Here is a 14,574-nt window from a genome sequence, read left to right as displayed (position 1 = left end):
GCAAACTGCAGCGCCCTCTCTTTTAAGTCTTGCAAGTTTGTTTATTTCACCGTGAACTTTATTTCCTGTTCCTCCACGTTGGTGCGTTTGTCGGTTGCTTTCAATTGTAAGGTATAAGCGCCTGGGGCAACTCCTGTAAAGGAAAGTAGTGTATCCAATTCCACTACATTCTTAGCTGGGTTTTTCCTGAAGTTCAGGAGCGCTTTCTCTGCATTATCGCCTTTGATGGTTACTTCAAGTTCCTGTACAAGGTCTTTATCAACCACCGTAATATCGAGGTGCATACCCTGAGCGGCTGTAATAGCCTGGTTGTTTGTCGGGGCATGTACTGTAAGGCTTGGCGTGGAACCATCTGGTTGGAGGCTGCCATCCTCAAACAGGTCTTCACAAGAAGTAAGCAAGCTTACAACAAGCAAAGAAGCCAGCGTTGTTTTCAAATTCATGTAGTAATGGGCTAAAAGTTGAATTATTCCTTTGGAAATACACTTTACCGATAAAAATTGCACTTCCAGGGTGCAATGGCTAGTTGCTACCAGTCGTAAAATTATTGATATTTAGTTAACTTCAAAAAAATAAGCAAAAAAGTTTACAATTCGTTAACGATCGAATTTACTTTTTAATTTTTCAAAAAGGCTGTTTAAATATATACACTAACATATTTGAGGGTATTTTAGCAGTTTAGCCCTTGTTCCTATCATTTAATAAATACTTTAAAGTACAATTTTTATAAATCATTCACCTCTTGTTGCCACTTTTATAACTTAATTAATTTCCCGGGAGGCTAAATCAGGCGGCAGTGCTTGTTAATTAATGTGCTTTTTTTTCAGGGTATTTTCTTATTCGCAGATAACAATTCAGAACTGACACCGTAAAAAAACACGTCGCTGCTTAGTCGCTGCTTATAACAGCGATGCGTAAATGAATTCTTTTAAACCTAAACCATAATAATATTATGAGAAGCTATGAGAACTCGGGTTATAACCCATACAATGACAATTACAGATCCGAATCAAGAGGATCTCACAGAAATTATTACTCTAACGACTTTGACAGCTCGAATCGTAACAGAAGCTACGATAGCGATAACTATAGGTCTAGTGGCCTAGGCTCCGGCCGTGATTCTTATGCCAACTCTGGCTACGGCAATGCCTCTACGTATGGCCGTTCTGCAGGCACTTCTAACTATGGCAGTGGTAACTATGGCAGTGGCTACGGCTCATCTGACTACAGCAGCAACAGACGCTGGAGTTCTGACGATGATACTGACCGTTATGGCCGTGACAGCTGGGACCGGGCCGGTGACAAAATAGAAAACACCTGGGAACGTACCAAGAACCGTGCTTCCAATGCCTGGGACAGAGCTACAAATGACAATGATCGTGACAACGATTATAACAGATACGGATCAAACCGTAACTATAGCACATATGGCTCTACCGGTTATGGATACGGCTCAAGCTACGGCTCAACAGACAGAGACCGTTATTCATCTGATTATGACAGAAACCGCTACAGCACGGATTATGACAGAGACCGACATGACCGGGGATTCTTTGATCGTGCCGGCGATGAAATAAAGTCATGGTTTGGTGATGATGAAGCCGAACGCAGAAGAAGAATGGATGAGAGAAGAGAAAGGGACGAATACAACAGATATGGGAGAAGCTCCTCCTCCTACGGAAACACCTATAGCGGACCTCCCTACTCTTACGGATCGTCTTCGAGAAGAGACTATGAGTGGTAGAAACAACTACCGTCGACCGCATACTTACGGTTACCGATGGTAAGTTTTACCTAAGATAGTGGATGAACTCCACACAAAAATCCCTGCTGATACTTCAGCAGGGATTTTTCATTTCTACAAAATGTAGGTTTACATCGAAGCCCCAAACAGACAGAAGACTTCAGATGTTTGGAAAGAGGGGAGCTGATCAGGTAGTAGTCGCCTGTTTATTTTCTTCCAGTAGGCTGTATATGTGCTCGTAACGTTTGAAGGAAGGCACGTCTACATTCAAATCTCTTAAAAGCCCTTCCTGAATGTCATACACCAATCCGTAAAGCTTTGGTGGGTCATCGGTGCGCATGGCATTCTGAATGATGGATGTTTTCGAGAGGTTGTGCACCTGCTCGATCACGTTTAGCTCCACGAGCCGGCGCAGGCGCTGCTCCTCATCGTAGATACTCATTATCTCACGCTCATGCAGCCTGATAACATCTTTTATATTACGCAGCCAATTATCGATCATACCATACTGCTTGTTACCTGCAGCAGCAGCCACACCACCGCAACCGTAATGGCCACATACGATGATAACTTTTACTTTGAGCACCTCTACAGCATAATGCAGTACCGAGAGCAGGTTCATATCTGTATGCACCACCATGTTCGCGATGTTGCGGTGTACAAACATCTCACCAGGTCCTGTGCCTGAAATTTCGTTTGCTGGTACGCGGCTATCTGAGCAGCCGATGAACAGGTACCGCGGCTCCTGCCCTAAAGCCAGCTTGTTGAAGTATTCTTTATCTTCGCTAAGCTTCTGCTCAACCCACTTTTTATTATTTGCCAGTATTCTTTTCATAAAATATTCCTTGGGTTTACAAACGGAGGTACGCTGCACAAAATGAATCAATTAACATGACTTATAAAAGGCCCTCTTTTCTTTTCTGAATGAAGTTAATGCATATCCATGATAGCTACTTCTTGCACATTTAGCAGCTCTACCTGAATGTTACGCTCGTGAGCTGTTTTGCTGAATTCCTGTATCGATTCCAGCACATCATAATCAATAAATGCAGAGTTTTCTCCATCTATTATCACATGGCTGTTATCAGGCAAATGGTCCAGCGTCAAAATGATACTTGCTTTATTGAGGAATGACACGTGCTCACTTAATTTTATGCGGATGACCTCCCGGTCTTTATGCTCTTCCTTGTGATAGAAATAAGGTGATTTATAGTTGGCCTTCAGAATATAAAATACGCCGACAGCGAGTCCTACACAGATACCAATTAACAGGTCGGTAAACAAAATGGCCAGAATTGTGACCACAAAAGGTATGAACTGCTCAAAGCCTAATTTGAACTGAGCCCGGAACAAGGCTGGCTTTGTAAGCTTATAACCCACTACTAACAGTACAGCTGCCAGTGCTGAAAGCGGAATCATATTCATCACTCCTGCTAGCAGAAAAACAGATAGCGCCAGTAAGATGCCATGTACAAAACCTGATACTCTAGTTTGTCCACCTGCGGCAACATTGGTAGAACTGCGTACGATAACGGCTGTCATGGGTAAACCTCCCAGCAGGCCCGCTACAATATTGCCCACACCCTGTGCTTTTAGCTCCCGGTTTGTGTCGCTGCGGCGCTTGTGCGGATCCAGCTTATCAGTAGCCTCTACACTAAGCAATGTTTCGAGGCTGGCCACAATAGCGATGGTAAAAGCTACAATATAGAGCGATGGGTTAGCTAACTGCTCAAGACTCAGAAACTGCAACTCGCTGGATAGTTCGCTAAAGCTACCTATTACAGGCAGATTAACAAGGTGCGTGGACGAAACAGCCAGTGCCGGCATGAAAGACATGAAGAAGAAGTTGATACCAATGGCAAGCACTACTGCTACCAGGGCGCCAGGTACAAGCTTCAGAAACTTATTGCGTTTAAGCGCCGGAAGATCCCACAGAAGCAGCACAACTAAAGAGACCAGGCCAATGATAAACGCACCAACCTGTATCTTAGAGAGCGAATAAGTTAATTCCGAGAAGGTATTACGCCCATCCGGCTGAAAGAACTGCATCTCACCAAAGAAATCTTCATCGGCCCCTAAAAAGTGTGGGATCTGCTTTAAAATAAGGATGAGGCCAATTGCTGCAAGCATACCCCGTATCACGGAAGATGGAAAGTATAACCCGATCACACCTGCTTTTATGAAGCCCAGCAATAGCTGCAGAAAACCGGCAATCACTACCGCAAGCAGAAAAGATTCAAAGGAACCGAGGGTTTCGATACCGTTTAAAACGATAACTGTTAGCCCGGCTGCCGGACCACTTACACTCAACTGGGAGCCGCTCAACCAAGCAACCAGCACACCACCCACTATACCGGTAACTATACCCGAGAAAAGGGGTGCACCTGAGGCCAGTGAAATTCCCAGACAAAGCGGAAGCGCAACAAAGAAAACGACTAAGCCTGCAGGTATGTCTTTGCTGAGGTTAGCCAGATAAATAGAACTGTTTTTCATTTTGATTTTTTTGGGCATTCAAGCACACCTGTACTACATAAGAAAGATGTTGCTCATTTACCTGATGATGTCACAAAGCTACCTGCCTGAGATTAAGCTGGGATTAAAACGACATTAAAATCAAATTAAAATTAGGGGCGGTAAGGAATAAAAGTGTAAGCCTGTGGAATACGGATCGTGACTGTTGTACCCTGGTTAATGCGTGAGTCGACTTCTATATATGCTTTGTGTAGCTTAAGGATGCGTTCGGCCAGTGGCAAGCCTATTCCGTGTCCGCTTATGTTCCTTACATTTTCTGCCCGGAAGAAGGGTACAAATACATGCTTCAGGTCATCCTGTGCAATGCCAAGGCCCTGGTCCTTTACCTCCAGCAAAACCTCCTGCTTCTTCAGCCGGATAATACCATGCACCGGCAGACCAGGAGGTGAAAACTTGATGGCATTTTCGAACACATTCATGACCGCGATCAGCAACAGCGCTTCATTTCCCTTTACGACCAGGCGGTCTTCGTCATCCGGAAATTTTTCAAAGTCTATCTCAATTCTGGATCCAGGTTTGCGCTTTAGCGCCTGCTCGCGGGCCATCCATACCAGTTCATCGAAACGCAGATTGGTCAGCTTTACTTTTGAGGCATCTATACTGGCCTGCGCTATTTGCAATAAGCCATTTGAGAGTTCCGTCAGGAGTTTGGCATCTTCCAGGGTGGAGTGCAGCACCCGCTCATATTCTTCCGGCTCGCGCTTTTTCATAAGCGCCACCTCCAGCTCCCCGATCATGGCGGTTAGCGGCGTGCGTAGTTCATGCGAAGCATTTGACACAAAGGTGCTTTGCATTTCGAAAGCCAGCTCCAGCCTGTCCAGCATCTTGTTAAAAGTCTGGGCAAGATGCGATACCTCGTCTTTTCCTTCGGCATTACTCAGACGCATGTGCAGGTCGCTGGCGTTGATCTTCTCTACCTCGCTCACAACCTTTGTTATGGAGCGCATGGCCTGTTTTGAGAACATCCAGCCAGCAATTAATACGACTACCATGGAGCCCAGGAAGCCCACAATAAGTATTACTTTAAGGTGCTGTAACTTACGAAGGCTGTAAGCATCTATCGAGGAGGCCAGTACATAATAATCGCCCCCTGCCTTGGGGTAGTAAATGCCCACTACCTGCCTCACCCCCTGCTCGTATTGGTACTCCTGCTGCTTTTTTATCTTCTCCAGCACCGCAGGGCTGAGGCCAAACCTGCCTTTACCTTCTGCAAATACAAGCTCTCCATTTTCGCTGTATATGCGCACCGCCTCAAAAGGTAACACCTGGTAATAGCTTATCTGGTTTTGCCGCCGCTGCTCTTCACTGCTTTCATCCGCATCCAGTATATACCGGGCAGTTATATATGCCCGCTTATGTATGCGTTCAAAAAAATCATTCTGCCGGTAAAGCGAGGTGAAATAGTATACTACCAGGGAAAACAGAATAAGGATGAGGGCAATAATGCTTGCAAACTGAAGTGTAAGCCTGTATCTGATCTTCATACTTTATCCTGCTCCTTTAGCACATAGCCCATACCCACCAATGTATGTATCAGTTTGTTATCCTGATCTTTATCTATCTTTTTACGCAGAAAATTAATGTATACATCGATCACGTTGCTGCCAGTATCAAAGGATGTTTCCCAAACCTGCTCTGTAATATCCACCCGCGACACTACCCGGCCCTGGTTACGGAGCAGGTAATACAGCAAGGTAAACTCACGGGCAGTAAGGTTAATCTGCCTGCCTCCACGTGTCACTGTTTTCTTGGCCACATCAAGTTCCAGGTCGGCGATCTGCAGTACCTCCCCCACACTACTTTCTGAGCCGCGTCGTTTCAGTGCCCTGATCCGTGCCAGCAGTTCCTTAAACTCAAAAGGCTTAGTCAGGTAATCGTCAGCGCCGGCATCAAGTCCTGTAATCTTATCATCTGTGTTTCCGAGGGCTGTCAGCATCAGGATTGCCACGTTACTGTTATGCTTCCGGATTTCACGGCAAACTTCAAACCCATTCATGTTTGGCAGGATCACATCCAGAATGATCAGGTCATACTCGTCCTGCAGCGCCATTTTCACGCCAAATACACCGTCGTAGGCCTGCGTCACTTCATAGCTCTGCTCCTCCAGCCCTCTCTTTATAAAAGCGGCAACCTTAGGCTCATCTTCAATCAGCAGTATCTTCATTGGTCATCGTAAAAGGTGTAATGGTTTAGCAACCTGATTAATTTAACTAACTTGCCAATTCTGGCAAAGTTACAAAGCAGCGTTGTAACCTGTACAATGCTGCCTTGTTTACAGTTTAGGAATCTTAAGTAAATAACAGTCGTTTCCGGATTAGAATGGCACACGAACACCACAATCATAACCATAGCCACGGCCCGGGGCACCATCATCATCATGCGGGCGAGAATATCAAAGTAGCTTTCTTCCTTAACTTTGGGTTTACGATACTTGAACTGGTAGGCGGCCTGATGATAAACAGCGTGGCCATACTTTCCGATGCCCTCCATGACCTCGGGGACTCTCTTTCACTGGGCCTTGCCTGGTATTTTGAGAAAGTGGCAAAAAAAGACCGTGATAAGGAATTTACGTTTGGCTACAAGCGCTTCTCACTGCTCGGGGCAATTATCAACTCCGTTATCCTTTTAGTAGGTTCAGGCTTTATTTTATCAGAGGCGATCCCGCGCATTCTACACCCGGAACCAGTAAACGCACCGGGTATGATCGGCTTTGCCATACTTGGTATTGTTGTGAACGGTGCTGCCGTTCTGCGGCTTAAAAGTGGTGATTCGCTTAACGAACGCGTCGTAAGGTTACACCTGCTGGAAGATGTTTTAGGCTGGGTAGCAGTGTTGGTTGGAGGTATCGTTCTTTATTTCTTCGACCTGCCCGTGATTGACCCTCTGCTCTCTATTGGCATCACCATTTATGTATTGTACAACGTAGTTCAAAACCTGCGCCACGGCTTAAAGATCATGCTGCAGGGAACGCCCGCCAATGTGAACCTGGATGAAGTTAAAACGAAGCTCGTACAATTGCCAAGCGTACAGGCAGTGCACGACCTGCACATCTGGACGATGGATGGCACATACAACATCCTTACCCTGCATGCAGTAGTGCCCAACCACACCAGCCTGGCTGAAGCTGAAGTAATTAAGCAACAAGTACGTACAGCAATGGCTGACATGGATATCAGCCATGTTACGATTGAACTGGAATTGCCTAGTGAAGAGTGCAGCCATGAAGGCTGCGAGCCGGCTATTTAATTTTGGTTTAGCAACACGGCCTCGCGCACCAGTTCCCCAAAATAGTTTTCATCAATATCCTCTATAGAGCGGATCTTGATATGAGGGTTCTGCCCGTTACGGCTAACAAGTCTGCGATTCGGGTCAGACAGTTCCTTACCCCGGAAGAAGCCGAAGTGAATGCCACTGCGCGAAGAAACAAAATAGCATACCGGTCCATAAAAAAAGTAACAGGCACAGTCCCAGCGCACACTCTCCTCCAGGTGCGCCACAGAGGCATGGATGATGCGGCGGATCTCATGCGCCAGCAATTGTTTTTCAGGAGTCAGGTTTTCGAGATACTCGTCTACTTGGTTTGTTGATGTTTTGCTTCTCATATAGGTTCAGGTGACAGTATAGAGCTTATACTCTAGCTCCTAAATATACGAAGATTGTAATATTTAGGCAATAAAATTCTGTACGAATTATAGTAGAAAAAGCAGATCAGCGTTGTATTAACGTCTGCTATATTTTAATGTAGAAAACTGGGTTTCAAACTGCTAAAGGAATTAACTTGCCTTAAAACAGGTAAGTTAAATAAATGTTTAGAAATGTGGCGTTTTATAAAATATATGTCGTTACATCTATCTTACAGACATTACCTGTAGCAGGCGCTGCTCCAGTTCGTGCAACTCACAAAAGCCCTTGGACAGCTCCTCTGCACCATACTCCGTAACCAGGAAAACACTGGGAAAACTAGTGGCTCCGATATCATCTACATAGCCGAATTCCTCCTCCAGCTGCTCCAGAATTTCATCTGACTCAAACAGTGTCAGGAACAGGTTTTCGGGGATACCGAACAAGCCTACAATACGCACCAGTACTTCCGTTCTTTTCAGGTCAAGCCCATCTACATAAAAAGCGGAATGCATGGCCCGTAGCACCTCAAGCGTAAGCACAGGGCGTAACAACCTCACGCAAAGCAAGGCTCTGCAGGCAGGTTCCGTATCGTATACCAAGTCCTGTTGCTTAAAAAATCGGTAATCGAAAGGCAGGTACGTACGCTCCTGTACCCGATGCCAGCTAACTGCCAGACGCTCCTTTTCCTGCTGTTGCAGGGGTTCTGTAGCATGTGCATTCAGGTCTCCAAGTAGCACCTGCACGTTTAACCGACCCTGCCACAGTGCTTTTAGCCGGCGCACTACTGCTGTAAAGCCATAGCACCATGCACACATGGGGTTTGTAACGTAGATTAATGTTGGGGCTCCTGGGATACGCACGACTGTCTGGTTTTGCCTTTTGTTTACTTTTTTCAGTGCCTAAGGGTTAGGCAAAATCAGACATAAATCATTTTCACTGTCATACCTCCGTCTATTGTCAGCGATTGGCCAGTGATAAAACCAGCTTTTTCTGAGCACAGGAACAATGCTGCTTCAGCAATGTCAGCGGGCATGCCCACTCTGCCTACCAAATGCTGCTCCTGGTCTTGTTTTGTGTGTTGTGGCGCTTGACCGGCATCCTCTTTCTGCCATCCGCCTGTTTCGATCCATCCTGGCGCGATGGCATTTACCCTAACTCCTTCTTTAGATAAGCTAACGGCAAGGGAATGAGTCAGTGCTTCAAGGCCACCCTTAGATGCGGTATAGGCAAAAGTGTTAGGCTCAGACATAAAAGCCCTCGTGCTGGAGATATTTAAAATTACCGGATGCTTTGCCTTTTTAAGCAATGGGAGCGCATACTTTGCGCACAGCAGTGGCCCCCGCAGGTTTACGCTCAATACCTGGTCAAATTCAGCCATATCAAGTGCATCTAAAGAGCCCATAAAAGGGTCCGCAATGCCGGCATTATTTATCAGTGCGTTTAACTGGCCATATTTCTCCTCCACTCGCTGCATTAGCTCCTCCACCTCCTGTTCTTTACTCACATCGCAAGGTATAAAAAGCACTTCCAGCTGTAGCTTTTTCAGGCTTTTTACAGCCTGTTCCCCTGCTTCTTCATCCGAGTCTGCTATTACGACATTGCCACCTGCCGCAGCAAAGGCCTGCGCCATACCAAAACCAATGCCCTGTGCTCCGCCAGTAATTAGAATTGTTTTACCCGAATAGTTTGTGTCTGCCATACCTAGCTGTTATACTTTGTTAAATTACTGTTACAATACCTGCTATCAGATAACCAGGCAGTACTAAATTATATTGACTGTTGCGGGGGTGCTGCAACAAACAGCAAGCCCGCAACACTAAAAGGTTTTACCTTCAGGTGCTCCGGGCTTGAACTGAAAAAAGAACACAATTTTACCTTTTTTCTAACTGCCGCTTTAATTTTCCTTCTACGTTCTTTAGCAGTTCATACCAGTTATCGCCTTCATCCTGCGCAAATACATCATTGCCAGGAATACCAACCCGCATATGAACACTTTTGGCTTTCGTGGCATGGCTGGCTTCCTCTTTGAAGTATACATCCACAGAGTCTATTTTTTTAGCATGACGCTTCATTTTTGATATGATATCCCGCACATTCTGTTGTATGGCATCAGAGATCTCAATATCTACTGCCTGCACATCCAGTTTTATACCTTCAAAATGTTCTGTATAATTCATCGCTTTTCTATTTAAATGATATGTATTGAAGAGGGCAGCTGTGAGGCAAGCCCCCTCTTGCTTTTGGTTCTGCTTTAAACGTAAGGCGGGCCCTTAAGTTAAAAATGACTTTGCAGCCCCTGTACATGTTGCTTTTCTGTTCGCCAATCAAAATTCTCACATATTTTAAAAAACTTTATACCCAGCTATTGACTTTGCGTAAAACTAAATTAACTTTGGAATTCAAAGTACTTTATATGAACCAGCAGCAAGACCAGTTAGCCACCCTGCACGAGATCCGTAACATTATGGATCGCTCTTCCCGGTTTATTTCGCTCAGCGGCCTATCGGGAGTAGCAGCCGGTGTATCGGCGCTTATAGGAGCGGCTGTAGCAAAATGGTACCTGGTAACACATCAGATTAACTATTCTGAAAGCCTGGGGCAAAACCTCACCAGAGAGTCCATCTTGTTTCTGGTATCGGTAGCGGCGCTTGTTTTTATAGCGGCCCTGTGTCTGGCTGTATTTTTTACCGCCCGCAATGCTAAAAAGAAAAGCCATCGGGTATGGGACAGCAAAACCGAGCGAATGCTTGTTAATTTGTTTATACCTCTGGCAGCAGGCGGTATCTTTTGTGCCATACTGATCTACCACAGCCTGCTTTACCTGGTAGCCCCTGCCATGCTTATTTTTTATGGTTGTGCTTTATTAAATACCAGTAAGTATACCCTCAGCGATATCCGTTACCTGGGGCTCTGCGAAATTACCCTTGGCCTGCTGGCCAGCTTTTTTATAGGGTATGGCTTACTTGCCTGGACACTGGGATTTGGAGTGCTGCACATAGTGTATGGTACGCTGGTGTATTTTAAATACGAACGCTAGCAAACCTGTGAAAGATTATTTTGAAAATATAAACAAGGCCTTTGAGAGCAGGGCCCGACTTGGTATTATGTCGGTGCTGATGGTAGAGGACAAAGTAGATTTTAATACCCTGAAAGATACTTTGCAACTTACAGACGGTAACTTGGCCAGCCACCTGCGTGCGCTGGAAGATGCGGAATACCTGCGCGTGGAAAAGCAATTTGTCGGTCGCAAGCCCAACACGACTTACCATGCTACCAATGCTGGCCGAAAGGCCTTTACCAGCCACCTGGATGCACTGGAGCAACTTATTTTAAGCAATAGAAAAGAAACCTGATATTTTTTTATACTTACACTTTGTATTTCAAAGTACTTTAAAACATCCGGGTAAATTGATTGACATTACTAACAGCTAAATGAGATGACGCAAAAAAATGACATACAAAATCATCCGATTCATACTGCTTCAGTAGGTAAGCGGATGCTGCAGGGGGCAACAATTGGATTGGCGCTGATCTTTTTTTTCCTGTTTGGAGCTGAATCTGACCCAAGCTGGCCAAAGCTATGGATGGTTAAACCACTGCTCCTGGTACCTGCAGCCAGTGCACTGGGCGGTTTATTTTATTACAACATGGATCATCTGCGTTCGCTTGGGGGCTGGAGAGCAGCAGTGGCAAACATATTAAGTGTACTTGTATTCATCCTGGTGCTGTGGCTTGGTATTGTGCTGGGGCTAAACGGGACGATGTGGGATTAAAAAACCAGAAATACCAGAACTATAAAAATAGAGTGCAAATGTTTAAGCATAGCAACATGAAAGAAGCGATACTTTCCAGCATGAATAATCCCAGGCAACTTGAGGAGTTGTATAGAAACAACAAAACACCTTTTAAAAAGGAGTTCAGCATACTGTACCCGGAGCTCAAGGGCAACGTGCTAGCTGAATTCTGGAACGAGAGGCTGAGCTACGAATCAGATGAGGTTTTCTGGGGCTCTGGCAAAGAATTTCTGTTCGTTGTGGTTGCTTCTTTAGTTGCCGGCATACTTGCAAAACTTCCGGTTATCTTCCCGATCAGCGAAGAGTTCTTTTATCCCCGAAATATCGGCTTTCTGGTATTCCCGTTTTTGGCAGCTTACTTCGCCTGGAAAAATGAACTGGCAGTAAACAAAACCGCTTACCTCGCTGCTGCTATAGGGGTTTGTATGGTGTATATCAATGCGCTGCCTAACAATAACAACAGCGATACTCTTGTCTTAGCCTGCATTCATTTACCCCTGCTGCTCTGGGTTATACTTGGTGTAACGTATGCAGGTGATGAGCTAAGCAACTATAAGAAACGCCTCAGTTTCCTACGCTTTAACGGTGATCTGGCAGTGATGTCGGCTATGCTCATTATCGCTGGAGGCATAATGACTGGTATTACGATTGGATTATTTGCCCTGATCGGTATTAAAATTGAGGAGTTTTACTTCGAATACATCGTAGCTTTTGGCTTACCCGCAGTACCTATTGTAGCTACTTTCCTTACTCAAACTAATCCGCAGTTGGTAAACAAAGTATCGCCCATCATTGCCAAAATATTCAGTCCGTTGGTGCTGGTCATGCTGGTAATTTACCTGGGCGCCATCATCTACTCTGGCAAAGACCCCTATAACGACCGCGAGTTCCTGCTGCTGTTTAACGTGCTCTTGATCGGGGTGATGGCCTTAATATTCTTCTCCGTTGCCGAAAGCTCTGCTAAAGAGAAATCAACGGCGGGTGTGTGGGTGCTCCTGCTACTCTCTCTGGTAACCATAGTAGTAAACGGCATTGCGCTGTCTGCTATCTCCTTCCGAATCTCGGAGTGGGGCATTACGCCGAACCGTGTGGCAGTGCTGGGTGCCAACGTGCTCATTCTGATCCACCTGCTGCTCGTCGCGGTCATGCTTTTTAAGACGGTTACCAGAAAGGCTGCCATTTCCGAGGTAGGCAGAGCCATTGTGCTGTACATCCCGGTCTATTTCTTCTGGACTGTGCTTGTGGTTTTCCTATTCCCGCTGCTATTCGGGTTCAAATAAAAAATTCAATTTTCAATAACTTAAAAACTAAAAATCATGCTTACACAAAACAAAAGACTCATTGGCATTGTGCTCACAGTAGCTTTCTTATTGCTTATCCCTTTGGTAGCAATGCAGTTCACAAACGAAGTAGATTGGGGTCCATTCGACTTTATAGTAATGGGCATACTTTTGCTTGGTACTGGCCTGGCGTGCGAGTTCGTGCTAAGACGTGTACGAAACAAAGAGTACCGTTTGTTCATCATCGGAGCCATACTGGTGGCCCTATTCCTGGTATGGGCCGAGCTGGCTGTAGGCATTTTCGGGACACCGTTTGCAGGTAGCTAAGCCACACAGCCATGAAAAGCCAAATCTTTCCAGCACAAATCATCAGCGGTGTGTTGGGCGTGATCGTTCTAACGATCGGTGTGCTAAACCTGCTTTTGGTACACCCTGTTCCGGGTATTTTTTTCATGCTTGTTTCGTTGCTCTACGCGCCGCAGACAAATGCATGGCTCCAAAACAGGTTTGGGTTCACTATTCCACCAGCCGTCAAGATCATGCTAGGCATGATCGTTATCTGGTTCACGTTGGGAGTGAGCGACCTGGGCGATATGATAGACTAAATACGATTGCAAAACATGGTTACGCCTTGCTCCTCCAGTAGTACAAAAACTTAAACGCCATCAGGTATACTTAACCTAAAACCACGCACCAGTTGAAAGTTAAACTCATACTACCCGCCCTTGCAGAGGCTGAAAGCCCCTTCTGGCGCCCAATTAAGTATTCGCTGTTTCCACCACTCGGGCTGGCAACCCTGGCTGCTTACCTGTCTCCAGATGACGAGGTTGACCTGCAAGACCAGCATGTGGAGGTGCTACACCTGGATGATCACCCGGATTTGGTGAACAAGGTATCACCGGTTATTGCCAGGATCTTCAGTCCGCTGGTCCTGGTAATGCTTGTCATTTATCTCTTTGCCATCTTATACTCAGGCAAAAATCCTTACAGCGACCGCGAGTTCCTTATCATATTCAATTTGCTGTAGATCGGGGTTATGGCTATCATCTTCTTTTCGATAGCAGAAAGCACCCGCGGAAACAAGAGCACATCAGCTAACTGGGTCTTACTACTATTGTCTTTTGTTACGATCCTGGTAAATGGAATTGCTCTTTCAGCCATCTTATTCCGGATATCAGAATGGGGAATTACACCAAACAGAACCGCTGTTTTGGGTGGCAATATCCTGATACTTGTAAACTTGTTGCTTGTTACCTTTAAGCTTTACAACGTGGTACAAGGTAAAGCCGAGACAGAGGATGACGGAAAACCAATCCCCGTTTACATACCGGTTTATGCATTATGGGCCATTATTGTTGTGTTCTTTTCCCCATTGTTATTTGGGTTTAAGTGAAATTGATAGTGTAGGGGAAACAATTAAATAGGTTAGTGTAACAAGGCTACAGACCACAGTAAATTAATAGTGAAGAACTATGTAATGAGGTAATAAAAAAGGCGCTACCGAAGCAGCGCCAAAGACTTTCGTCTACGGGATTTTTCACCCTTATTGTGACAAGATTTCAGAGATTATTTTGTCATTGTTAGTCCAAAGATATATATT

At 45.4% G+C, this 14,574-nt stretch carries 19 protein-coding genes; 10 read left to right on the top strand and 9 right to left on the bottom strand.

Annotation, left to right across the window (positions count from 1 at the left end; genetic code table 11):
* Positions 1-41 precede the first annotated feature (41 nt).
* Complete coding sequence (locus tag ACSX1A_RS02550; protein WP_439882042.1) at positions 42-443, bottom strand: hypothetical protein; 402 nt, start codon at positions 441-443, stop codon at positions 42-44.
* Between the two features lie 509 nt (positions 444-952).
* Here ACSX1A_RS02550 and ACSX1A_RS02545 point away from each other — a divergent pair.
* The gene (locus ACSX1A_RS02545) at positions 953-1,744 is read left to right on the top strand and encodes an SWFGD domain-containing protein (RefSeq protein ID WP_439882041.1); all 792 of its coding nucleotides are present in this window, start codon (positions 953-955) and stop codon (positions 1,742-1,744) included.
* Positions 1,745-1,931: 187 nt separating this feature from the next.
* Here ACSX1A_RS02545 and ACSX1A_RS02540 read toward each other — a convergent pair whose 3' ends face one another.
* The 4 genes from ACSX1A_RS02540 to ACSX1A_RS02525 all read right to left on the bottom strand — a co-directional run bounded on the left by ACSX1A_RS02540 (position 1,932) and on the right by ACSX1A_RS02525 (position 6,440).
* The gene (locus ACSX1A_RS02540) at positions 1,932-2,579 is read right to left on the bottom strand and encodes a carbonic anhydrase (protein WP_439882040.1); all 648 of its coding nucleotides are present in this window, start codon (positions 2,577-2,579) and stop codon (positions 1,932-1,934) included.
* Positions 2,580-2,674: 95 nt separating this feature from the next.
* Positions 2,675-4,237 carry a SulP family inorganic anion transporter gene (locus ACSX1A_RS02535; RefSeq protein WP_439882039.1) on the bottom strand — a complete coding sequence of 521 codons (1,563 nt, stop codon included), beginning with the start codon at positions 4,235-4,237 and terminating at the stop codon, positions 2,675-2,677.
* Between the two features lie 131 nt (positions 4,238-4,368).
* Complete coding sequence (locus tag ACSX1A_RS02530; RefSeq protein WP_439882038.1) at positions 4,369-5,760, bottom strand: ATP-binding protein; 1,392 nt, start codon at positions 5,758-5,760, stop codon at positions 4,369-4,371.
* Complete coding sequence (locus ACSX1A_RS02525; protein WP_439882037.1) at positions 5,757-6,440, bottom strand: response regulator transcription factor; 684 nt, start codon at positions 6,438-6,440, stop codon at positions 5,757-5,759. The genes ACSX1A_RS02530 and ACSX1A_RS02525 overlap by 4 nt, the downstream gene beginning before the upstream one ends.
* Before the next feature lie 155 nt (positions 6,441-6,595).
* Between ACSX1A_RS02525 and ACSX1A_RS02520 the strand changes: the two genes are divergently transcribed.
* Positions 6,596-7,522 carry a cation diffusion facilitator family transporter gene (locus ACSX1A_RS02520; RefSeq protein ID WP_439882036.1) on the top strand — a complete coding sequence of 309 codons (927 nt, stop codon included), beginning with the start codon at positions 6,596-6,598 and terminating at the stop codon, positions 7,520-7,522.
* On the opposite strand, the gene ACSX1A_RS02515 is transcribed toward ACSX1A_RS02520, so the two are convergent.
* From ACSX1A_RS02515 to hpf, 4 genes are all read right to left on the bottom strand, one after another.
* A complete protein-coding gene (locus ACSX1A_RS02515) occupies positions 7,519-7,878 on the bottom strand; it encodes a DUF1801 domain-containing protein (RefSeq protein ID WP_439882035.1) in 360 nt (119 codons plus the stop codon). The two genes, ACSX1A_RS02520 and ACSX1A_RS02515, sit on opposite strands and share 4 nt — an antisense overlap.
* A gap of 246 nt (positions 7,879-8,124) precedes the next feature.
* Positions 8,125-8,760, bottom strand: coding sequence for a DsbA family protein (locus tag ACSX1A_RS02510; protein ID WP_439882034.1), 636 nt, complete (start codon positions 8,758-8,760; stop codon positions 8,125-8,127).
* 56 nt (positions 8,761-8,816) lie between these two features.
* Complete coding sequence (locus ACSX1A_RS02505; RefSeq protein WP_439882033.1) at positions 8,817-9,599, bottom strand: SDR family NAD(P)-dependent oxidoreductase; 783 nt, start codon at positions 9,597-9,599, stop codon at positions 8,817-8,819.
* A gap of 172 nt (positions 9,600-9,771) precedes the next feature.
* Positions 9,772-10,077, bottom strand: a complete 306-nt coding sequence (gene hpf / locus ACSX1A_RS02500; RefSeq protein ID WP_439882032.1) for a ribosome hibernation-promoting factor, HPF/YfiA family — start codon at positions 10,075-10,077, stop codon at positions 9,772-9,774.
* Between the two features lie 236 nt (positions 10,078-10,313).
* Here hpf and ACSX1A_RS02495 point away from each other — a divergent pair, with 236 nt between their 5' ends.
* The 8 genes from ACSX1A_RS02495 (at position 10,314) to ACSX1A_RS02460 (ending at position 14,367) form a co-directional block, all read left to right on the top strand.
* The gene (locus ACSX1A_RS02495) at positions 10,314-10,937 is read left to right on the top strand and encodes a hypothetical protein (protein WP_439882031.1); all 624 of its coding nucleotides are present in this window, start codon (positions 10,314-10,316) and stop codon (positions 10,935-10,937) included.
* Between the two features lie 67 nt (positions 10,938-11,004).
* Entirely contained in the window at positions 11,005-11,253 is a 249-nt protein-coding gene (locus tag ACSX1A_RS02490) for a winged helix-turn-helix domain-containing protein (protein WP_439883531.1), read from the top strand.
* A gap of 84 nt (positions 11,254-11,337) precedes the next feature.
* Complete coding sequence (locus ACSX1A_RS02485) at positions 11,338-11,673, top strand: potassium transporter KefB (RefSeq protein ID WP_439882030.1); 336 nt, start codon at positions 11,338-11,340, stop codon at positions 11,671-11,673.
* Between the two features lie 56 nt (positions 11,674-11,729).
* Positions 11,730-12,974 carry a hypothetical protein gene (locus ACSX1A_RS02480; protein ID WP_439882029.1) on the top strand — a complete coding sequence of 415 codons (1,245 nt, stop codon included), beginning with the start codon at positions 11,730-11,732 and terminating at the stop codon, positions 12,972-12,974.
* 36 nt (positions 12,975-13,010) lie between these two features.
* The gene (locus ACSX1A_RS02475; protein WP_439882028.1) at positions 13,011-13,301 is read left to right on the top strand and encodes a hypothetical protein; all 291 of its coding nucleotides are present in this window, start codon (positions 13,011-13,013) and stop codon (positions 13,299-13,301) included.
* An 11-nt stretch (positions 13,302-13,312) separates the two neighbouring features.
* Positions 13,313-13,579 (top strand): hypothetical protein, encoded by a 267-nt coding sequence (locus ACSX1A_RS02470; protein WP_439882027.1) that lies wholly within the window; start codon positions 13,313-13,315, stop codon positions 13,577-13,579.
* A gap of 92 nt (positions 13,580-13,671) precedes the next feature.
* Positions 13,672-14,001, top strand: coding sequence for a hypothetical protein (locus ACSX1A_RS02465; protein ID WP_439882026.1), 330 nt, complete (start codon positions 13,672-13,674; stop codon positions 13,999-14,001).
* Positions 14,002-14,010: 9 nt separating this feature from the next.
* Complete coding sequence (locus ACSX1A_RS02460; protein WP_439882025.1) at positions 14,011-14,367, top strand: hypothetical protein; 357 nt, start codon at positions 14,011-14,013, stop codon at positions 14,365-14,367.
* Positions 14,368-14,574: the final 207 nt, after the last annotated feature.

Source organism: Pontibacter sp. MBLB2868, from assembly GCF_051904785.1.
In the GTDB taxonomy this organism is placed as follows: Bacteria; Bacteroidota; Bacteroidia; order Cytophagales; family Hymenobacteraceae; genus Pontibacter.
The sequence above is the reverse complement of the archived record's forward strand: the minus strand, read 5'-3'. Positions and strand labels throughout refer to the sequence as shown.